Source organism: Citrobacter sp. Awk 2 (assembly GCF_028069815.1).
Lineage (GTDB): Bacteria > Pseudomonadota > Gammaproteobacteria > Enterobacterales > Enterobacteriaceae > Citrobacter.
In genome coordinates this window covers 1-518 of record NZ_JANEWL010000256.1, presented here as the reverse complement: position 1 = coordinate 518, position 518 = coordinate 1, and the positions used below count along the sequence as shown (strand labels likewise).

General features: G+C 32.2%; 1 protein-coding gene. It reads right to left on the bottom strand.

What is annotated here, in order from left to right; translation table 11 throughout:
• Positions 1-375: glycosyltransferase (locus NNO02_RS23515; protein WP_271455903.1), on the bottom strand; the 375-nt coding region annotated here is incomplete at its 3' end.
• Positions 376-518: the final 143 nt, after the last annotated feature.

Below are 518 nucleotides of genomic sequence, written 5' to 3'. Positions count from 1 at the left end.
ATATATAATACTACTGAGTTTATCGGCAAAATAATCGATTGCAATAAGTCTGAAATAGATTGAATAATTCCATGCCTTAGATGCAGTAGGTAGATTTTTTAATTCATTATCATCCAGTACATAAAACGTAATGCAGGTATTGTATTGACTTGCCAGGACAGAAAAAAGATGAAGTTGATGTTCATCAAGATAATTAGTGAAAATATGGAAATGGAAGTTCAGATCCCGATTATTTAAAAGTACCGATGTTATTGAAACGCCCGTACCGTAGAGAAAGGGTCTGTCAGCGCCATAGGTAATATTGACACATGTACTTTTTTTATCGTCATTTTCAATATGTGCATTCTTAATATATTTTATTATATTTTCTTTCACATCTTTTTCCTTTTGATTCTTTCAGAGTGCACGCGTGTTTATGTAAGACAAAATGGCTCTCCTGTCGGCATAGAATAGAACAAACTGTAAAGGAAGGAAAGAGATACTTGGCGACTAAATTTCTTTTATTAATCATTATGTTA